Source organism: Myroides sp. LJL119, assembly GCF_054871605.1.
In genome coordinates, this window is the sequence record NZ_JBTXLO010000003.1 from 82,240 (window position 1) to 99,288 (window position 17,049).

The following is a 17,049-nucleotide window of genomic DNA, read 5'->3' on the forward strand; positions in this document are numbered from 1 at the left end:
ATGCCGATATCAAAAGATTTCAACTCTATTCACCAAGAAACCTTCATTATTGATTATTTTGATTGTGATACTAATGGAAAACTAAAATTAGTAGATTTATGTAAACTCTTACAACTCGTTTCCTCAAACCACTCGGTTTTAGGGGGAATTAGTTTATGGGACTTAGAAAAACATAATCAAGCCTGGGTCTTAAACAAATTTCGTTTAGAAATCGATTATATGCCTAGTTGGCAACAAACCATTACTATATCAACTTGGATTGAAAAACTTGATGGGGTCAGATCGATAAGAAACTTTCAAGTCCTGATGGATAATAAGCCCATTATTGGGGCTAGCTCGCTTTGGGTTATTATTAACACCCAAACAAGAAGACCACAAGGCCTTACAATAGACCATCAACATTTTACTAAATATGAACAAAAAAAAGTATTTAAAAGTGCTTTTACAAATTTTTCAAAACAACTTGAATTACAGTTTTTAGCTAACGATGTTGTTCGTTATTCGGATTTAGATATGCTTAAACATGTAACAAACATTAAATACATTGAATGGGTTATTGATGCCATACATCAAAATGATCTACCTTTAGAGAATATCAGGATTCTAGACATGGTTTTTCAAAAAGAACTTATCTTTAAAGAACCCTATACTATTAGCAGAAATATATCACAGCATCAAAATCACTATATTATTCAAGACGATAATCAAAAGGTTAATTTTCAATGTATTTTAGAATCTAAATTAGACTAATAAATTAGACCCACTTGAAATGCTGTGAATTATGCTATGGTAATATTTGGTGATACTATTTCAATTTTTTAAAGCTTATTTATAAGTTCTTGAAATCTTATTTTGAATCTTTAGTTTAATAATGAGCTATTTTTTTCCTTTATTTAAGATCATTTTTTTTTAAAAGCCTTAGATTCAAAAGCATTAAAAAAGATTTACAACTTATTGTTATATAAATGACTTATTATCCTTAATAAAAAATTATAGAAAAGAGCAGTTTTCACTAGACTGCTCTTTTTTATAAGTATCCTTTTTCTGGTTTTTAAAAGTTGTTATTGTAAGTCTAAATGATAACTTACTTGGATTAAATACCCTTTTTTTGCTGTTAAAAAATCATAATCTTCTAGAATTTGCTGCTCCTTTAAGATCCCATAAGTAGATGCATTATAGACTGCTCTGGTTCCTGATACCTGATGTGTGGCTGATATTTGAAAAAAAGAATGATAAACAACAATAGACTTTCCGTTGTTCTTTATATCACAAACCAATTTATTCTCAGCTTGATCTAAAATAAATAAGCTTCCTTGATTTTTTTGAGCTTTCCAAGTCTTACGCGAGTTTACATCTTGTAAGGTAATATAATCTTGATCTATGGTAACTTGTTTAATCTTAGCATTTTCAATTATTTTAACAACGCTATCATCTATAGAATCTAAAGCAAATATCACACTATCTTTATCTATGTTAAAATAGCCCAAAACTTTATAATCCTTATATTTATATTCTTTTAGAGGTTCTTGTGAAAACTCAACTTTAGATTTTACTTGTTCAACTTTTTTAACTGTGGATTCTTCTTGCTTTCCTTGGCAAGCATGCACTAAGACAATTAAAATCAGTGCTCCACAGAAAAAAATACTTTTTATCATTATTTCTTCTATTAACAGGGCTAAGTTATCAAAAAATCAGCCAAAATCCACACCTATAAAGCAAAAACCTTTATAGTATTTTTTTTCAAAAGTTTTATCTAATCCAAAGGCTATAAATAAAAAAAAACCAGCCCTAGAGCTGGTTTATAAATCTATTTCTTTCAAGGATAATTACATAACAAACATTGGCTTGTCTCCCATCATTTCGTTAACAGACTCTCTTACTTGCTCCAATACTTCTTTGTTGTCAATATTGGTTAAAACTTTGTCTATTAATTCCACAATAACTACCATATCTTGCTCTTTTAAACCTCTTGTTGTAATAGCAGGTGTTCCAATACGAATACCAGATGTTACAAATGGAGATTTATCATCAAAAGGAACCATGTTTTTATTAACTGTAATCTCAGCAACTCCTAAAGCCTCTTCAGCTTGTTTTCCAGAGATTCCTTTATTACGTAAGTCAATAAGCATCATATGATTATCTGTCCCTCCAGAGATAATATTATAGCCTTTATCTACAAAAGCTTTTGCCATTGCTTTCGCATTTTTTTGCAGCTGTAAAGCATAGTGGAAAAACTCATCTGATAAAGCCTCACCAAAAGCAACGGCTTTAGCTGCAATAATATGCATTAAAGGACCTCCTTGATTTCCAGGGAAAACAGAACTATCCAATAAAGAGGACATCATTCTAGTTTCTCCTTTTGGAGTTTTAATTCCAAATGGGTTAGGGAAATCCTCACCCATCATAATCATTCCTCCACGAGGACCACGAAGGGTTTTATGTGTGGTTGTTGTAATTATGTGACAATGAGGAACTGGGTCATTTAATAATCCTTTTGCGATTAATCCAGCAGGATGAGAAATATCAGCCATTAAAAGAGCACCAACGCTATCGGCGATTTCTCTAAAACGTTTAAAATCTATATCACGAGAGAAAGCAGATGCACCAGCGATAATCATCTTTGGTTGTTCTTTTGTAGCTATCTCTTGAATTTTATCATAATCTAGCATTCCTGTTTCTTGCTCCACTCCGTAGAAAACAGGTGTATATAATTTACCAGAGAAGTTTACCGGTGATCCGTGTGTTAAGTGTCCTCCATGTGATAAATCAAATCCTAAAATTTTATCTCCTGGCTTTAAACAAGCAGCATAAACAGCAGTGTTGGCTTGAGAACCTGAATGCGGTTGAACATTCACATACTTAGCTCCAAATAAAGCCTTAGCACGATCAATGGCAATCTGTTCCACAATATCCACTACCTCACATCCACCGTAATATCTTTTATTTGGATATCCCTCAGCGTATTTGTTAGTAAGACATGAGCCTGCAGCCTCCATAGTCTCTTGACTTACAAAGTTTTCTGAAGCAATCAATTCAATACCGTGAACTTGTCTATCTTGCTCATCAAGAATAAGGTCAAAAATTTCTGTATCCTTTCTCATTATTTAATGTGTTTTTCATTTAATTAAAACCAAATGTACAAAAAACGTTTGTTATATTCGGTCTTAATTATATATTTGATATAGTTAACACACTAAAATAAAATAAATATGATAATTAGCGCAAATGATCCTTCAAGGAAATCCTGGTTAGACGTTGCTCAGAATAGCGATTTTCCTATTCAAAATATTCCATTTGGGGTTTTTATCACAAAGGATGATGTTATAACAATAGGAACTCGTATCGGAGATTATGCCATTGACTTAAGTGCTCTTCAGATGTTAGGGTATTTTAAAGGCATTGAATTAACAGATGACATTTTTCTACAAGATACCCTTAATGATTTTATTTCTTCAGGTAAGAAAACCTGGAGGGCAGTTAGAAATAAAGTAGCTGACATTTTTGATCTAAACAACACGGAATTACAATTAAATGATAAACATCGACAAGCAATAGTACATCCTATAGATCAAGTTGAAATGCAATTACCTGTTTTCATTGGAGATTACACGGATTTTTATTCCAGCCGCGAACATGCTACTAATGTAGGTAAAATGTTTCGTGACCCTGAAAACGCATTACTACCAAATTGGTTACATATTCCTGTGGGATACCATGGTAGAAGTTCAACTGTTGTACCATCTGGAGTTAGAATAAAAAGGCCCCTTGGTCAAACTTTACCCAAGGGTGAAACTCAACCTATTTTTGGCCCTTCACAACGTATAGATTTTGAGCTAGAAACAGGTTTTATTACTACCGATGCAAATAATTTTGGAGAAAACATTAACGTTGAAGACGCCGAGCAATACATCTTTGGAATGGTACTATTAAATGATTGGAGTGCTCGAGATATACAAACATGGGAATATGTGCCCCTAGGACCTTTTCTATCCAAAAACTTTGCCACCTCTATTTCTCCTTGGATTGTAACATTAGATGCATTGGAGCCTTATCGAGTTGCCAGCCCACAGCAATCCCCTACTCCATTACCTTACTTACAACAATCCGGTGATAAAACATTTGATATTAATCTACAAGTTTATTTACAACCAAAAAATCAGGAGCCTAATTTAATATGCCAAAGTAACTTTAAGTATCTTTATTGGACAATGAGTCAACAACTTGCTCATCATACGGTAAATGGATGCGTGATTAATTCTGGTGATTTAATGGGATCGGGTACTATCTCGGGAACCCAACCAGATAGTTTCGGTTCTCTTTTAGAATTAACCTGGGCAGGTAGTAAACCGCTGGTTCTTAAAGATGGTAGTAGTAGAACATTTATAGAAGACTATGACACTATCATTATGCAAGGATATTGTCAAAAGGATGGTATACGAATAGGTTTTGGCCAAGTTAGTAATATGTTATTACCGGCTAGAAAGTAGTAAAACATCTATTAAACCAAAAAAAAGCATGCTGTATAGAGTATTGTATTATACTCTTTACAGCATGTTATATTATTTTACTTTTTGGTTTTTTTCTTAGAAACTTAATAAGCTCTTTTTTTAAACTTAAACATAACTTTTAAGTTTCTTGGCACCATTTTTTACTTTATAAGGATGCTAAACACAGGTAAAGAGTCTTTTTTATAAACAGCGGTACTATCCACGGCAATTCGAGTTTGAATTAATAATGAATCTATACAAACTTTCTTATCAAACATTGGCGTGAGAATATGCTCTTGTAATACTACTGGATCTTTTTTACAGCTACTGATAGATAAAACAAAAAGAACAGAACCAATAAAAACTATTATCTTAGAACTCATAAATCTTATTTTTTGCATTCTTTTGAGAAAAATTTTGTTTTAAAATTTATCCTGTTTTTTTAAAGAATATCAAATATAACAATTATTTACCATATCTTATGGATTACTTTGGTTTGAGAGTAAAAAATATTTCATAAAAATATATTAAAAAAAACATATCTTAGCATATTGAAAAAATAATCTCACCACTCTTTAAAGTAACTATTTAATAACGTAGCACTTAGTTTTTTATAAAAAAAACAGAAATTAAGCTCATAGGTGAGAAAATAACAAATCTGTTTTACAATTTTCCACAGGTGAATTCTACATCCCTACTTACCAATGTAACTTAAGTTACAGTATATCTATTTTTTTGAATATATTTTTACCTGGTCTACTACTATCGGGTTATTTTTCTTGAAATTAACTTGTTGTATGATAGACAAAAAATAACATAAATGTTACATGATGTTGTGTTAGAAACACTAGCCTTCGTTATTTTTACCAACATCTATGTTTTTTTTCAAAAAGGAACAAGCTGTAAAACTAACGTTATACCCATTATCCCCCATGAAATTAAACAAAACTAAAAAGAGATTTCATAAAGAAATCTCTTTTTTTATTTTTATTACTAAATATTTGGCTTCTTTTTCGTAAATTAGAATCAAATCAACCAAATCGATTTTTACTATGAAAAAGTTATTTTTTTGCGCTTGTATCCTAAGCGCGGTTCCCACTGTAGCAAATACAACACTCCCCAGCGAAATGTATTTGAACTTAGAAACTTCATCTTTTGTATTTCAAAAAGAATTTAAAGTTCCCTATCAAGACTCGAATTTAAATAGCAGCTCGAACAATGCTGATTTTGAAAAAGCTTATCTTTTATTAATTGAGTATGTAGTTGAACAAAAGCAGGATACCCCTTTTCAAAGTGTAAGTTTTACTACTTTAATAGATCCTAAGGATAAACAAATAATTATTCGAGATATTGATTTTCACCAAGATAACTCTTATGCTGTAGCATTAGAAAAATTACTTAATCAAAACAGTCAAGATCAACTCGATGCCATGGGAATCACTCTTGAGGCAACACAAGCATATAGACAGGAGGATTTAAGTAAATGCAAAGACTTGGCTAAAAATATTTTAGAGACTATAAATTCAACACAATATAAAGCAGGAAATAAAATAGTGTCTACCATAGATATTAATTATCAAAATATTCAATAACTAAAGAGGCATCTTTATTTGTATGACCCCAGGATTTATATACGTAGTAATAATTTTTGAATTTGACTAGGGTCTATATTCTCGTGAGAACAATCAAAAACTACTTCTTGTTTATAGATAATTAACAATTGAGGAGATTGATGTTCTACATTAAACTCAGAGGCTATATATTGTGATTCGGGTCTATTTGCTATAACATCAACCATATAACATGGAGTTTGGGTAGAATTAATAAAGGTGCGCTCAAAATTTTTCAAAGAAAATTTACTTATATAACATCTTGGAGAGTTTTTGAAAACAATAACAGCTTTTTGATTAGACAATTCCTTTAACTGGTCAATTTGTTGTTTATTAGTAAGTAAAATCCAGTCCATATGACAAAATGTTAGCGTATTAATTAATAAGAGTTGCTAAAATAAGTCATTTTGTCTAGCATAACCAACTTTTTAACATAAAGTATTGCCAATTTGTCGTATCTTTAAGAATGGAATATCATTTGTATAAATAAAATCAACCAAAAATTTTAAAAAAAAAGAAAAATGAATTTGAATAATTTTACCATAAAGTCACAAGAAGCTCTACAGCGTGCACAGGTAATTGTACAAGGATTAGGGCAACAACAAATAGAAAATGAGCATATTTTCAGAGCAATTATGGAAGTAGATGAAAATGTAACTCCATTTATTCTGAAAAAATTAAATATCAATATAGAAACTTTTAAATCTGTTTTAGAAGCTACTATTCAGAGTTTTCCAAAAGTTTCAGGGGGACAAATAACTTTATCTAGAGAGGCCGGTAATACGATGAATCAAGCCCAAGCTATTGCCCTTGAAATGAAAGATGAGTTTGTCTCTATCGAACATCTTATTCTAGCTATTTTCCAAGCAAAATGTAAAGTATCGCAAATCTTAAAAGACCAAGGTGTTACTTTAAAAAATTTAGAGGCTGCTATTCAAGAAATTCGCAATGGCGCAAGGGTTACTTCTGCCTCGGCAGAGGATACCTACAATTCATTAAACAAATACGCAAATAACTTAACAAAGCTAGCAAATGAAGGAAAGCTTGATCCGGTTATAGGTAGAGATGAAGAAATACGACGTGTATTACAAATCCTTAGTAGAAGAACCAAAAACAACCCTATGCTTATCGGTGAACCGGGTGTAGGAAAAACGGCTATTGCAGAGGGATTAGCACATCGTATTGTAAAACATGATGTACCTGAGAATTTAAAAGATAAACAAATTTTCGCCTTAGATATGGGAGCTTTAATTGCAGGAGCTAAATATAAAGGAGAATTTGAGGAGCGTTTAAAGTCTGTTGTAAAAGAGGTTACCTCATCCGATGGTAATATCATTTTGTTTATTGATGAGATTCACACCTTAGTTGGCGCTGGAGGGGGCGATGGAGCAATGGATGCTGCAAATATCTTAAAACCAGCCTTAGCCAGAGGTGAGTTAAGATCCATTGGAGCCACTACCTTAGATGAGTATCAAAAATATTTTGAAAAAGACAAGGCTTTAGAGCGTCGTTTTCAAAAAGTGATGGTAGATGAACCTGATACAGAAAGCGCTATTTCTATTCTACGTGGTATTAAAGAGAAGTATGAGGCTCACCACAAAGTTCGTATTAAAGATGAGGCTATTATAGCGGCTGTTAATTTATCCGAAAGATATATAACAAATAGATTTCTTCCAGATAAAGCCATTGATCTAATGGATGAGGCTGCATCTAAATTACGTATGGAAATTAACTCTAAGCCAGAAGAATTAGATGTTTTAGATCGTCGAATCATGCAGTTAGAAATTGAGATCGAAGCTATTAAACGTGAAAACGATGAAGCCAAACTAAAATCTCTTGGATTAGAACTTGCTAATATTAAAGAAGAAAGAAACAATCTTTTTAGTAAATGGCAAAGTGAAAAAGAAGTAGTTGATCGCGTACAAAATATCAAACAAGAAATTGAAAAATACAAAAACGAAGCGGAAAAAGCCGAGCGTGAAGGCGACTATGGAAAAGTAGCCGAACTTCGTTATGGTAAGATCAAAGATGCCCAAGAAGCACTTTTAAAGGCTCAAGAAGACCTAGAGAACAACAATAGTGGAAACACCTTAATTAAAGAAGAGGTAACTAGTGAGGATATAGCAGATGTGGTGGCTAAATGGACTGGGGTACCAGTTACAAAAATGCTTCAAAGCGAGCGAGAGAAATTACTACATTTAGAGGACGAGCTACATAAAAGAGTAGTTGGACAAAATGAAGCAATCGAAGCTATATCTGATGCAGTTAGAAGAAGTCGTGCAGGGTTACAAGATCCTAAAAAACCCCTAGGTTCGTTTTTATTCTTAGGAACCACAGGAGTAGGAAAAACAGAATTAGCCAAAGCCCTTGCCACTTATTTGTTTGATGATGAGAATGCCATGACTCGTATCGATATGAGTGAATATAGTGAACGACATAGCGTAAGTAGATTAGTTGGAGCGCCTCCGGGATATGTAGGTTATGATGAAGGTGGACAATTAACAGAATCTGTTAGAAGAAAGCCTTATTCAGTTGTATTATTAGATGAAATAGAAAAAGCTCATCCAGATACTTTTAATATTTTGCTTCAAGTTTTAGATGAAGGTAGGCTAACTGATAACAAAGGTCGCTTAGCGGATTTTAAAAACACGATTATTATCATGACTTCTAATATTGGTAGCCATATCATTCAAGAGAAGTTCGAAGATGCTTTAGATCTTGATCAAGCCTCTGAACAAGCCAAAGTAGAAGTACTTAATGTATTAAAGCAAACAGTTCGTCCTGAGTTTTTAAACCGAATAGACGAAGTGGTAATGTTTACACCTTTAACAAAGGATAACATTTTAGAAATAGTAGACTTACAACTACTTAATGTAATTAAGATGTTAAAAGCTCAAAATATCATTATGGAGGCTACAATTGAAGCTAAAGAATTTTTGGCTGACAAAGGATATGATCCAGAAATGGGTGCGCGTCCAGTGAAACGAGTAGTGCAAAAAGAGGTGCTTAACAAATTATCTAAAGAAATTCTATCAGGTAATGTAAAAGCCGACAGTATTATTTTACTAGACGCATTTAATGATGAATTAGTATTTAGAAATCATAGTGAGTAATAACTAAAAAAGACAAACCCTACTGGTTTGTCTTTTTTGTTACTATAAATTAAAAATAAAAAAATTATCTTTAATGCGTATTAAAAAAGCTTTAATATTAAAATTGACGTATTTTTTTTAGAAAATTAATCTGATTTTTGCATATTTTAGTTATGATAATCAATAAATAATATTTATCTTCGATTAAATAAAAACTACTATTATTATGAATCATGTAATACTTTACGCTGGCAGCGAGATAATGGTCTTGGCTGTTAAAAATATTTTAGAACAAAACAATATCCCATACATTATTAGAAACGACATTGATTCCTCTATTACAGCAGGATTTGTTTCAGCGGATAATGCTGTAAATGTTTTAGTTGAACAAAAAGATTTGGAAAAAGCAGAACAGCTATTGATTCAAAATGATATTAAGTAAAAAGAACCATTTTTTTAAAAAATATTCTCTTTTTATAAAATTTAGCATTAGATAATCAAACATAAGGACACTTTACGTTTAAGTGTGCAAGTTCAAAAATAAAAATAGGGTTAGGTTTTATTTAAAAGCCTAACCCTATTTTATATAGGGATTATAAATCGCTTTACAAATATTCTGTAGTTTTTATCTGGTATAGTCCATTTTATAGAAGCTTGTCTTACAGTTAAATATACGAATTCAAGGACAGCTTGATCCCTAGTAAAGGATAATTTATTTTTGGTGTATTGACTTATTTTCCTATCGAGATATTTAATTAAGTTAGTGGTATAGATTCAGGAAACGACTTTAGTGGCTTGTTATACTTTATACAATAACATGACAAGCTATTACTCAAACAGGCTCTAGGCAACGATTTCAACAAGTTCCAGTATCAGCTAAGACCGCATCTGTAGCCCTAGAAATTGTAGTTTGTTAAATATAAAAAAATCTACTTAGTTATCTCAAGCAGATTTCTATACTTATACACTTTATAAAACAGTGTGAACATAAGATTGTAAGGATATAAAAACAAATGCCTTAAGTCTAAATACTTAAGGCATTTGTTTTTTTAATCTAATTCTTTATCTATAATACGCTGAAAATAATCTTGAATAAAAGCCTTTACTTTTAGCTCTAAATCTTGCATCTGTTGATTCTTATTTCCAATTAAGTTATTGGTCAAGCCCTTGTCATTAATGTCATAAAAACCTGTCACTTGTCTACCATCAAACCTAACAATATAATCTCCTTGTTGATAGGTATATTCATTTGCACCATAATTAATAGTAAAGGGCTGTGTTAGGGTATCATTTATCAAACTCCTACCCCAACTTCTAAAGGGTTCCTTATAGCCTATCAAATCTAAAACCGTTGGGTATATATCAATTTGTTGGGCAAGTTTTGTATCTTCTCCTACTAAATTTTTCTTTGGCCAATAAATTAAAATTGGAACAGCAGTTCGATTAACCAACTTTGTATATTCTGGATAATCCACTTGATTTGTGTGATCAGCCGTTAGAATAAATATCGTATTGTCGAACCATTTCTCTTTACTACTTTTTTCAAAAAACTCCTTTAAAGCATGGTCTGTGTATCCAATTGTTTGGTGTATTTGTTGATTCCCTTTTGCAAACTTACCCTCATATTGTTGCGGCACTTTAAATGGCTCATGAGAAGACACACTAAACATGGTAGCAAAAAAAGGTGTTTGTTTGTTATTTAAGGTTTCTCTCATATATTGAAAAAATGGCTCATCCCAAATTCCCCATGTTCCATCAAAATCTAGGTCATTGTTATATTCGGTCTTACCATAATAATGATCGTATCCCAAGATATTGGCAAAACCCAAGAATCCCATTGATCCATTAGGAGCACCGTGGAAAAATGAGGTATCATAACCTTTACTTTTTAATGTAGAGACCAAGGATTCAATATTTTGTTTTGGAAATGGTGAGGAGGTAAAAGCATCTTTGAATGAAGGAATACCAGCTATCACAGAAGACATTCCATGAATAGACTTATAGCCATTGGCAAAAGCATTTGGAAAAATTAAACTTGAACTAGCCAATGAATCTATAAAAGGCGTGTAGCTTACAAAGTTTTCAATATTTTGGTCCTTGTTAAAGGCTCCAATGTATTCTCTGGAGAAACTCTCTAAGATAAAAACCACCACATTTGGCTCACTAGGCTCGTTGATAAGATACTGTTTTATAGGGCTTATATTCTCTTTGAGTTCTTTTTGATCTAGATACTCTACCTTTTTAAAACTAGTTTTGCCTATGGTACGTAAAATGGCAAAAGGGGTATTTAAAACAATATCGGCATGCTCTGGTTTACTCACATGTCTATTGGCATCAATAATATTCAAAGGACGAGTAGTCTTTTTTAAATCTCCTCTTACCCCGGCTACAAAACCAAGACCGGTTAATGCGAAAATAAAAATACTTGCAATCCAATAGCTTTTTTTATTCTCTGTTTTAATTACTCTGTTAAAACTAACTTTCTTATACAACCATACCCAAGTTATGCAAAGAACTATACAAATTAAAAACACATGGTAATAAGCCCCCAGGAAGTTAAAAAACAACTGCAGCTTATTTGTCTCGTGTTCTAAACTATCAAAAACAGCTATTGTAGTTCTGGCATAAATGAAACGATAATATATAAAATCAATAAAATTTGTAGAATAGGCCAATAAGTTTGGAATAATATATACCCAAAAAAGCATTTTTTGATAGCCTTTGGTTGTATTTTTAAATATTGGAATAATCGATAAAATAATAAACAAACTATTGACATAGAAAATTGCCATCCGATCAAAAGTTAGTCCATGATAACTCAAAGTTAAAAATTGTCCAAGTGAATCGACATTTAATAAATCACTATTATAAAAATAGAAAAGAACTCTTGCTATAAAGTAAAAAAAGAAAGCAAGAAAAAGCCTGTAGAACAATACAAGCACCTCGTTTAATCGGTAACGATTTGAGATCATAATAAATTTTTGTTTATTTTTTTATTCTCAACAAATTTACTTAAAACTTTAGACTAATACATTTTTAATTAACAGATAGTTTTTGTTGTTTTTTTTGCTTATTTTGCAGTTACTAATTAAATAAACATGATAAATCCAACAAGACTTTTTGATATTCCCTATTTTCAATTAGAAAACTTTCCTCTTGAAGATGCTTTGGTTACAAAAGTAAATGGAGTTTGGCAAAAAACTTCTTCGCAAAACTACATAGACCAGGCCAATAAGGTTTCAAGAGCTCTATTGCGTTTAGGGGTAAAGCAAAATGATAAAATAGCTGTGATTTCTTCTACAAATCAAACCAAATGGCATGTATTAGATATAGGAATTTTACAAACTGGTGCTCAAAACGTTCCAATTTATCCAACAATTTCTGCTGAAGATTATCAGTTTATACTAAGTCATTCTGATTCTAGTTATTGTTTTGTTTCAGACCAAGAAATATATGATAAGTTAATTTCGGTTAAAAGTCAGCTACCAAACCTAAAAGAAATATATAGTTTTGATTCCATAGATGGGTGTAAAAACTTAGATGAACTATTAGACCTGGGTACAGATCCAAGTAATCAAGATCAAGTAAATCAGATTAAAAACAATATTAAACCAGATCATCTAGCAACTTTAATTTATACCTCGGGTACAACAGGCCGACCAAAGGGTGTGATGTTATCTCATAATAATATTTTATCTAATGTTTTAGGTAGTTTCCCTAGGGTACCATTTGTAAGAGAAGACAAATATATAGGTCTTAGCTTTTTACCAATTTGCCACGTTTTCGAACGTATGATAACCTATTTATATCAGTACCTCGGGGTCTCAATCCACTTTGCCGAATCTATCGATAAAATGGCAGACAATCTCCAAGAGGTAAAACCCAATGTGATGACCGTTGTTCCAAGACTTTTAGAAAAAGTATACGATAAGATATTCACCACCGGGAGCGCGTTAACGGGAATTAAAAAGAAAATTTTCTTTTGGGCCTTAGAGCTAGGTTTTAAATACGAACCATACAATAGAGGTTGGCTGTACAATACACAGTTATATTGGGCAAGAAAATTAGTTTTCTCTAAATGGCAACAAGCCCTTGGTGGACAAATCAAAGTAATTGTCTCGGGAAGTGCTCCTTTACAACAAAGGTTAGCAAGGGTATTTAATGCAGCAGATCTACCAGTTTTAGAGGGTTATGGATTAACAGAAACCTCCCCGGTTATTTCTGTTCAACAAATAACCAATGGTGGTTTTAGATTTGGTTCAACAGGTAAGCCTTTGGATAATGTGGAGGTTAAAATTGGGCCAGATGGAGAAATACTTGTCAAAGGACCTAGTGTAATGATGGGGTATTATAAAGATCCTGAAAAAACTGCCCAAGAGATCACAGATGGGTATTTTCATACAGGAGATATTGGCAAGATTGATCAAGATGGATTTTTATATATTACCGATCGAAAAAAAGAAATGTTTAAAACATCAGGTGGAAAATATGTAGCTCCCCAGATTATCGAAAACACGATGAAGCAATCCCGATTCATAGAACAAATTATGGTTATCGGTGAGGCAGAGAAAATGCCAGCGGCCTTAATTCAGCCTAATTTTGAATTTGTTCGCCAATGGGCAAAAAGAAAACAAATAGACATTGGGTCAACCAATGAAGACTTAGTTAGTAATGCCCTGGTGATAAAACGTTTCGAAAAAGAAATCAATCAAATTAATCAAAAATTTGGTAAATGGGAACAAGTTAAACGATTTGAACTCACTCCTGATGTATGGAGTATAGACTCGGGTCAGCTCACTCCTACTCTTAAACTTAAAAGGAAACCAATTTTAGAGATGTATAAGGATTTATACAATAAAATATATCAAAGAAGTAATCAAAATTAATATTAATTAAAATAAATTCATTAAAATAGTATGCATGCATACTATTTTTTTTTATATTTGATTTTCACATCCTAACAATATGAATAACAAAACCATTGATTATGTGTTAAGAGCTACTTGGCAAGCCGTAGCTAGAATGTACAATGAAGAGGCTGCAAAATATGATGCTAGTATGTCTTTGGCCTTTGCACTGTTGAGTATAAATAAAGAAGGAACACCTTCCACCCTATTGGGTCCTAGTATGGGTATGGAGGCAACTAGTTTGACGAGAACTTTAAAAAAAATGGAGCAAAAAGGGCTTATTCTAAAAGAAAAAAACCCTAATGATGGACGTGGTGTTATTATAAAACTAACCCCATTAGGACTTGAGAAACGAGAACTTTCTAAACTAAAAGTAAAGCGTTTTAATCAGATGATTCTTGCCAATATTGATCCCCAAAAAATTGAGCATTTTTTTGAAGTTACCGAACTTATTAATACCTTAATAAACGAGAAGACTATTTTCGAAACCAAATAGACTCTATTTTTCAAAAATAAATATTAACCAAATCAAAATAAAGTATGAAACGAATCATTAAAAAGGTTGCCGTAGTAGGGTCCGGGGTTATGGGATCGGCTATTGCTTGTCATTTTGCCAATATTGGACTCGAAGTACTACTTCTTGACATAGTACCTAAAGAGTTGACACCTGAGCAACAAAGCAAAGGTATGACTCTAGAGGATAAAGTAGTTAGAGACTCGATTGCTAATACCCATTTGGCTAATGCTTTAAAATCTAAGCCATCCCCTATTTATGTGCAAAAATTTGCCCAAAGAATTCAAACGGGTAATATTACTGATGATTTAAAGCAAATTAAAGATTGTGATTGGGTAATTGAGGTTGTTATCGAACGTTTAGATATTAAACAGTCTGTATTTGAACAAATTGAAAAATACAGAAAACCAGGTAGTTTAATTACCTCTAATACCTCTGGAATTCCCATACATTTAATGTCTGAGGGAAGAAGTGAAGATTTTCAGAAACATTTCTGTGGTACACACTTTTTCAACCCGCCAAGATACTTAGAGTTATTTGAGATAATTCCCGGGCCAAATACCAGTAAGGAGGTTTTGGAATTTTTTCAAAGATACGCAAGCTTGTATTTAGGTAAAACCCCTGTGTTGTGTAAAGACACCCCAGGTTTTATAGGAAATAGAATTGGTGTATACTCTATGGCCATGATTATGCAACTTGCTCAAGAAATAGGTCTTACTGTAGAACAAACCGATAGTTTAACGGGTTCCATCTTAGGTAGACCTAAAACAGGTACTTTTAAACTTGCTGATTTAGTAGGTTTAGATACAGCCTATAATGTAACAAATGGCCTAAAACAGAATTGTCCAAATGATAAAATGATCCAAGAGATTAAAGATAATAAAGCTTTAGATTTCTTGTTGGAAAACAAATTTTACGGTGATAAGTCTAAAAAGGGTTTTTATTACAAGCAAATAGATAAACAAGGTAAAACCCAACGATTTGCCTTAGATTTAAACACACTTAGCTACAGGGAGTTACAAAGAGAGTCTATTGATTTATTAGAAACTGCTAAACAAGCAGGTGGGATTAAAGCCAGACTTCAAGTTTTATTAAGTGATACCAGTAAATATGGTGAATTAATCTCACGTCATTTAGCAAGTTTATTTTCTTATGTTGGACAAAGAGTTCCTGAGATAACCGCGCATTTCTATCCAATTGATGATGCTATGCGTACTGGTTATGCCTGGAAATACGGCCCTTTTGAAACCTGGGATATCCTAGGTGTTAAAAAAGGTGCTGAGTTAATAAAAAAACACGGCTACACGGTAAGTCAATGGGTTGAAGACTTTATAGATCAAGGAAATACTAGTTTTTATAAAATAGAGAATGGAAAAAAACTATTCTATAATCAATTAACTAAATCCTACCAAGTAATACCAGGACAAGAATCATTTATAATTTTAGATAATATTCGTCAAAATAAGGTATGGTCAAATAAAGAGGCCTCTTTAATTGATTTAGGAGATGGAATAGTAAATTTAGAATTTCATTCTAAGATGAACACCATTGGAGGTGGAGTCTTACAGGGGTTAAATAAAGCTGTTGAGATTGCCGAAAAAGATTTCCAAGGTTTAGTTGTTGGAAATCAAGGGTCTAATTATTCGGTGGGTGCCAATTTAATGATGATCTTTATGATGGCCGCCGAGCAAGAATACGATGAGTTAAATATTGCTATTAAAACCTTCCAAGACACAATGATGCGTATGCGTTATTCGGCTATTCCAGTTGTCGCTGCCCCATTTGGTATGACCTTTGGAGGAGGTTGTGAATTGAGTTTACATGCCGATAAAGTAGTAGCTGCGGCAGAGACATATATTGGATTAGTTGAATTTGGAGTAGGTCTTATTCCAGGTGGTGGTGGTTCCAAAGAAATGACCCTACGTGCCTCTGAACTATATCGTAAAAATGACGTTGAATTAAATGTTTTACAAGAGAATTTTCTAACCATAGGTATGGCAAAAGTTGCTACTTCTGCTTATGAGGCTTATGATTTAAATATTTTACAAAAACATAAAGACATTGTGGTTGTAAATAAAAACATGCTTTTGGCTGTGGCTAAAAAAGAAGCTTTATTATTAGCAGAAAGAGGTTACACCCAACCGGTTAAATCTAAAAATGTAAAAGTCTTAGGAAGAGAAGCCTTAGGAATGTTCTTAGTGGGAACAGATAGCATGATGGCCGGTAAATACATCTCGGAACACGATAGAAAAATAGCAAATAAACTTGCTTATGTAATGGCCGGAGGCGATCTATCGGAGCCTACTTATGTAACAGAGCAATATCTTTTAGATTTAGAAAGAGAAGCTTTCTTATCTCTGTGTGGTGAGCGTAAAACCCTTGAGCGTATTCAGTATATGCTAAAAACAGGTAAGCCCCTTAGAAACTAATATCTAACCA

At 32.5% G+C, this 17,049-nt stretch carries 13 protein-coding genes; 8 read left to right on the top strand and 5 right to left on the bottom strand.

From position 1 onward, the window contains the following. Complete coding sequence (locus tag ACYSNV_RS05370) at positions 1 to 750, top strand: acyl-[acyl-carrier-protein] thioesterase (protein ID WP_461761534.1); 750 nt, start codon at positions 1 to 3, stop codon at positions 748 to 750. 311 nt (positions 751 to 1,061) lie between these two features. On the opposite strand, the gene ACYSNV_RS05375 is transcribed toward ACYSNV_RS05370, so the two are convergent. Both ACYSNV_RS05375 and glyA read right to left on the bottom strand, forming a co-directional pair. Further along, complete coding sequence (locus ACYSNV_RS05375; protein ID WP_461761535.1) at positions 1,062 to 1,655, bottom strand: hypothetical protein; 594 nt, start codon at positions 1,653 to 1,655, stop codon at positions 1,062 to 1,064. Positions 1,656 to 1,826: 171 nt separating this feature from the next. After that, on the bottom strand, positions 1,827 to 3,101 hold the full coding sequence (gene glyA / locus ACYSNV_RS05380) for a serine hydroxymethyltransferase (protein ID WP_461761536.1): 1,275 nt from the start codon (positions 3,099 to 3,101) through the stop codon (positions 1,827 to 1,829). Positions 3,102 to 3,209: 108 nt separating this feature from the next. On the opposite strand from glyA, the gene fahA reads away from it, so the two are divergent. Next, positions 3,210 to 4,487 carry a fumarylacetoacetase gene (gene fahA, locus ACYSNV_RS05385; protein ID WP_461761537.1) on the top strand — a complete coding sequence of 426 codons (1,278 nt, stop codon included), beginning with the start codon at positions 3,210 to 3,212 and terminating at the stop codon, positions 4,485 to 4,487. Positions 4,488 to 4,648: 161 nt separating this feature from the next. Here fahA and ACYSNV_RS05390 read toward each other — a convergent pair whose 3' ends face one another. After that, positions 4,649 to 4,870, bottom strand: a complete 222-nt coding sequence (locus ACYSNV_RS05390; protein WP_461761538.1) for a hypothetical protein — start codon at positions 4,868 to 4,870, stop codon at positions 4,649 to 4,651. A gap of 669 nt (positions 4,871 to 5,539) precedes the next feature. Between ACYSNV_RS05390 and ACYSNV_RS05395 the strand changes: the two genes are divergently transcribed. Next, positions 5,540 to 6,079, top strand: a complete 540-nt coding sequence (locus ACYSNV_RS05395; RefSeq protein WP_461761539.1) for a hypothetical protein — start codon at positions 5,540 to 5,542, stop codon at positions 6,077 to 6,079. 35 nt (positions 6,080 to 6,114) lie between these two features. Here the strand turns inward: ACYSNV_RS05395 and ytxJ are convergent, their stop codons facing one another. Further along, a complete protein-coding gene (gene ytxJ / locus ACYSNV_RS05400) occupies positions 6,115 to 6,453 on the bottom strand; it encodes a bacillithiol system redox-active protein YtxJ (RefSeq protein ID WP_461761540.1) in 339 nt (112 codons plus the stop codon). Positions 6,454 to 6,618: 165 nt separating this feature from the next. Here ytxJ and clpB point away from each other — a divergent pair, with 165 nt between their 5' ends. Then, positions 6,619 to 9,210, top strand: coding sequence for an ATP-dependent chaperone ClpB (gene clpB, locus ACYSNV_RS05405; RefSeq protein WP_461761541.1), 2,592 nt, complete (start codon positions 6,619 to 6,621; stop codon positions 9,208 to 9,210). A 205-nt stretch (positions 9,211 to 9,415) separates the two neighbouring features. Then, positions 9,416 to 9,631 carry a putative signal transducing protein gene (locus ACYSNV_RS05410; protein WP_461761542.1) on the top strand — a complete coding sequence of 72 codons (216 nt, stop codon included), beginning with the start codon at positions 9,416 to 9,418 and terminating at the stop codon, positions 9,629 to 9,631. A 607-nt stretch (positions 9,632 to 10,238) separates the two neighbouring features. On the opposite strand, the gene ACYSNV_RS05415 is transcribed toward ACYSNV_RS05410, so the two are convergent. Next, positions 10,239 to 12,161, bottom strand: a complete 1,923-nt coding sequence (locus ACYSNV_RS05415) for an LTA synthase family protein (protein WP_461761543.1) — start codon at positions 12,159 to 12,161, stop codon at positions 10,239 to 10,241. A 126-nt stretch (positions 12,162 to 12,287) separates the two neighbouring features. Between ACYSNV_RS05415 and ACYSNV_RS05420 the strand changes: the two genes are divergently transcribed. From ACYSNV_RS05420 to ACYSNV_RS05430, 3 genes are all read left to right on the top strand, one after another. Then, positions 12,288 to 14,075 carry an AMP-dependent synthetase/ligase gene (locus ACYSNV_RS05420; RefSeq protein WP_461761544.1) on the top strand — a complete coding sequence of 596 codons (1,788 nt, stop codon included), beginning with the start codon at positions 12,288 to 12,290 and terminating at the stop codon, positions 14,073 to 14,075. A 79-nt stretch (positions 14,076 to 14,154) separates the two neighbouring features. Next, entirely contained in the window at positions 14,155 to 14,592 is a 438-nt protein-coding gene (locus ACYSNV_RS05425) for a MarR family winged helix-turn-helix transcriptional regulator (RefSeq protein WP_461761545.1), read from the top strand. Between the two features lie 44 nt (positions 14,593 to 14,636). Beyond that, a complete protein-coding gene (locus ACYSNV_RS05430) occupies positions 14,637 to 17,039 on the top strand; it encodes a 3-hydroxyacyl-CoA dehydrogenase/enoyl-CoA hydratase family protein (protein WP_461761546.1) in 2,403 nt (800 codons plus the stop codon). Positions 17,040 to 17,049: the final 10 nt, after the last annotated feature.

Coding starts and splice junctions, on each gene's coding strand:
- ACYSNV_RS05390 (WP_461761538.1), bottom strand. CDS start 4,870: ATGAGTTCTAAGATAATAGTTTTTATTGGTTCTGTTCTTTTTGTTTTA.
- glyA (WP_461761536.1), bottom strand. CDS start 3,101: ATGAGAAAGGATACAGAAATTTTTGACCTTATTCTTGATGAGCAAGAT.
- ACYSNV_RS05430 (WP_461761546.1), top strand. CDS start 14,637: ATGAAACGAATCATTAAAAAGGTTGCCGTAGTAGGGTCCGGGGTTATG.
- ACYSNV_RS05425 (WP_461761545.1), top strand. CDS start 14,155: ATGAATAACAAAACCATTGATTATGTGTTAAGAGCTACTTGGCAAGCC.
- ACYSNV_RS05395 (WP_461761539.1), top strand. CDS start 5,540: ATGAAAAAGTTATTTTTTTGCGCTTGTATCCTAAGCGCGGTTCCCACT.
- ytxJ (WP_461761540.1), bottom strand. CDS start 6,453: ATGGACTGGATTTTACTTACTAATAAACAACAAATTGACCAGTTAAAG.
- ACYSNV_RS05420 (WP_461761544.1), top strand. CDS start 12,288: ATGATAAATCCAACAAGACTTTTTGATATTCCCTATTTTCAATTAGAA.
- ACYSNV_RS05370 (WP_461761534.1), top strand. CDS start 1: ATGCCGATATCAAAAGATTTCAACTCTATTCACCAAGAAACCTTCATT.
- fahA (WP_461761537.1), top strand. CDS start 3,210: ATGATAATTAGCGCAAATGATCCTTCAAGGAAATCCTGGTTAGACGTT.
- clpB (WP_461761541.1), top strand. CDS start 6,619: ATGAATTTGAATAATTTTACCATAAAGTCACAAGAAGCTCTACAGCGT.
- ACYSNV_RS05415 (WP_461761543.1), bottom strand. CDS start 12,161: ATGATCTCAAATCGTTACCGATTAAACGAGGTGCTTGTATTGTTCTAC.
- ACYSNV_RS05375 (WP_461761535.1), bottom strand. CDS start 1,655: ATGATAAAAAGTATTTTTTTCTGTGGAGCACTGATTTTAATTGTCTTA.
- ACYSNV_RS05410 (WP_461761542.1), top strand. CDS start 9,416: ATGAATCATGTAATACTTTACGCTGGCAGCGAGATAATGGTCTTGGCT.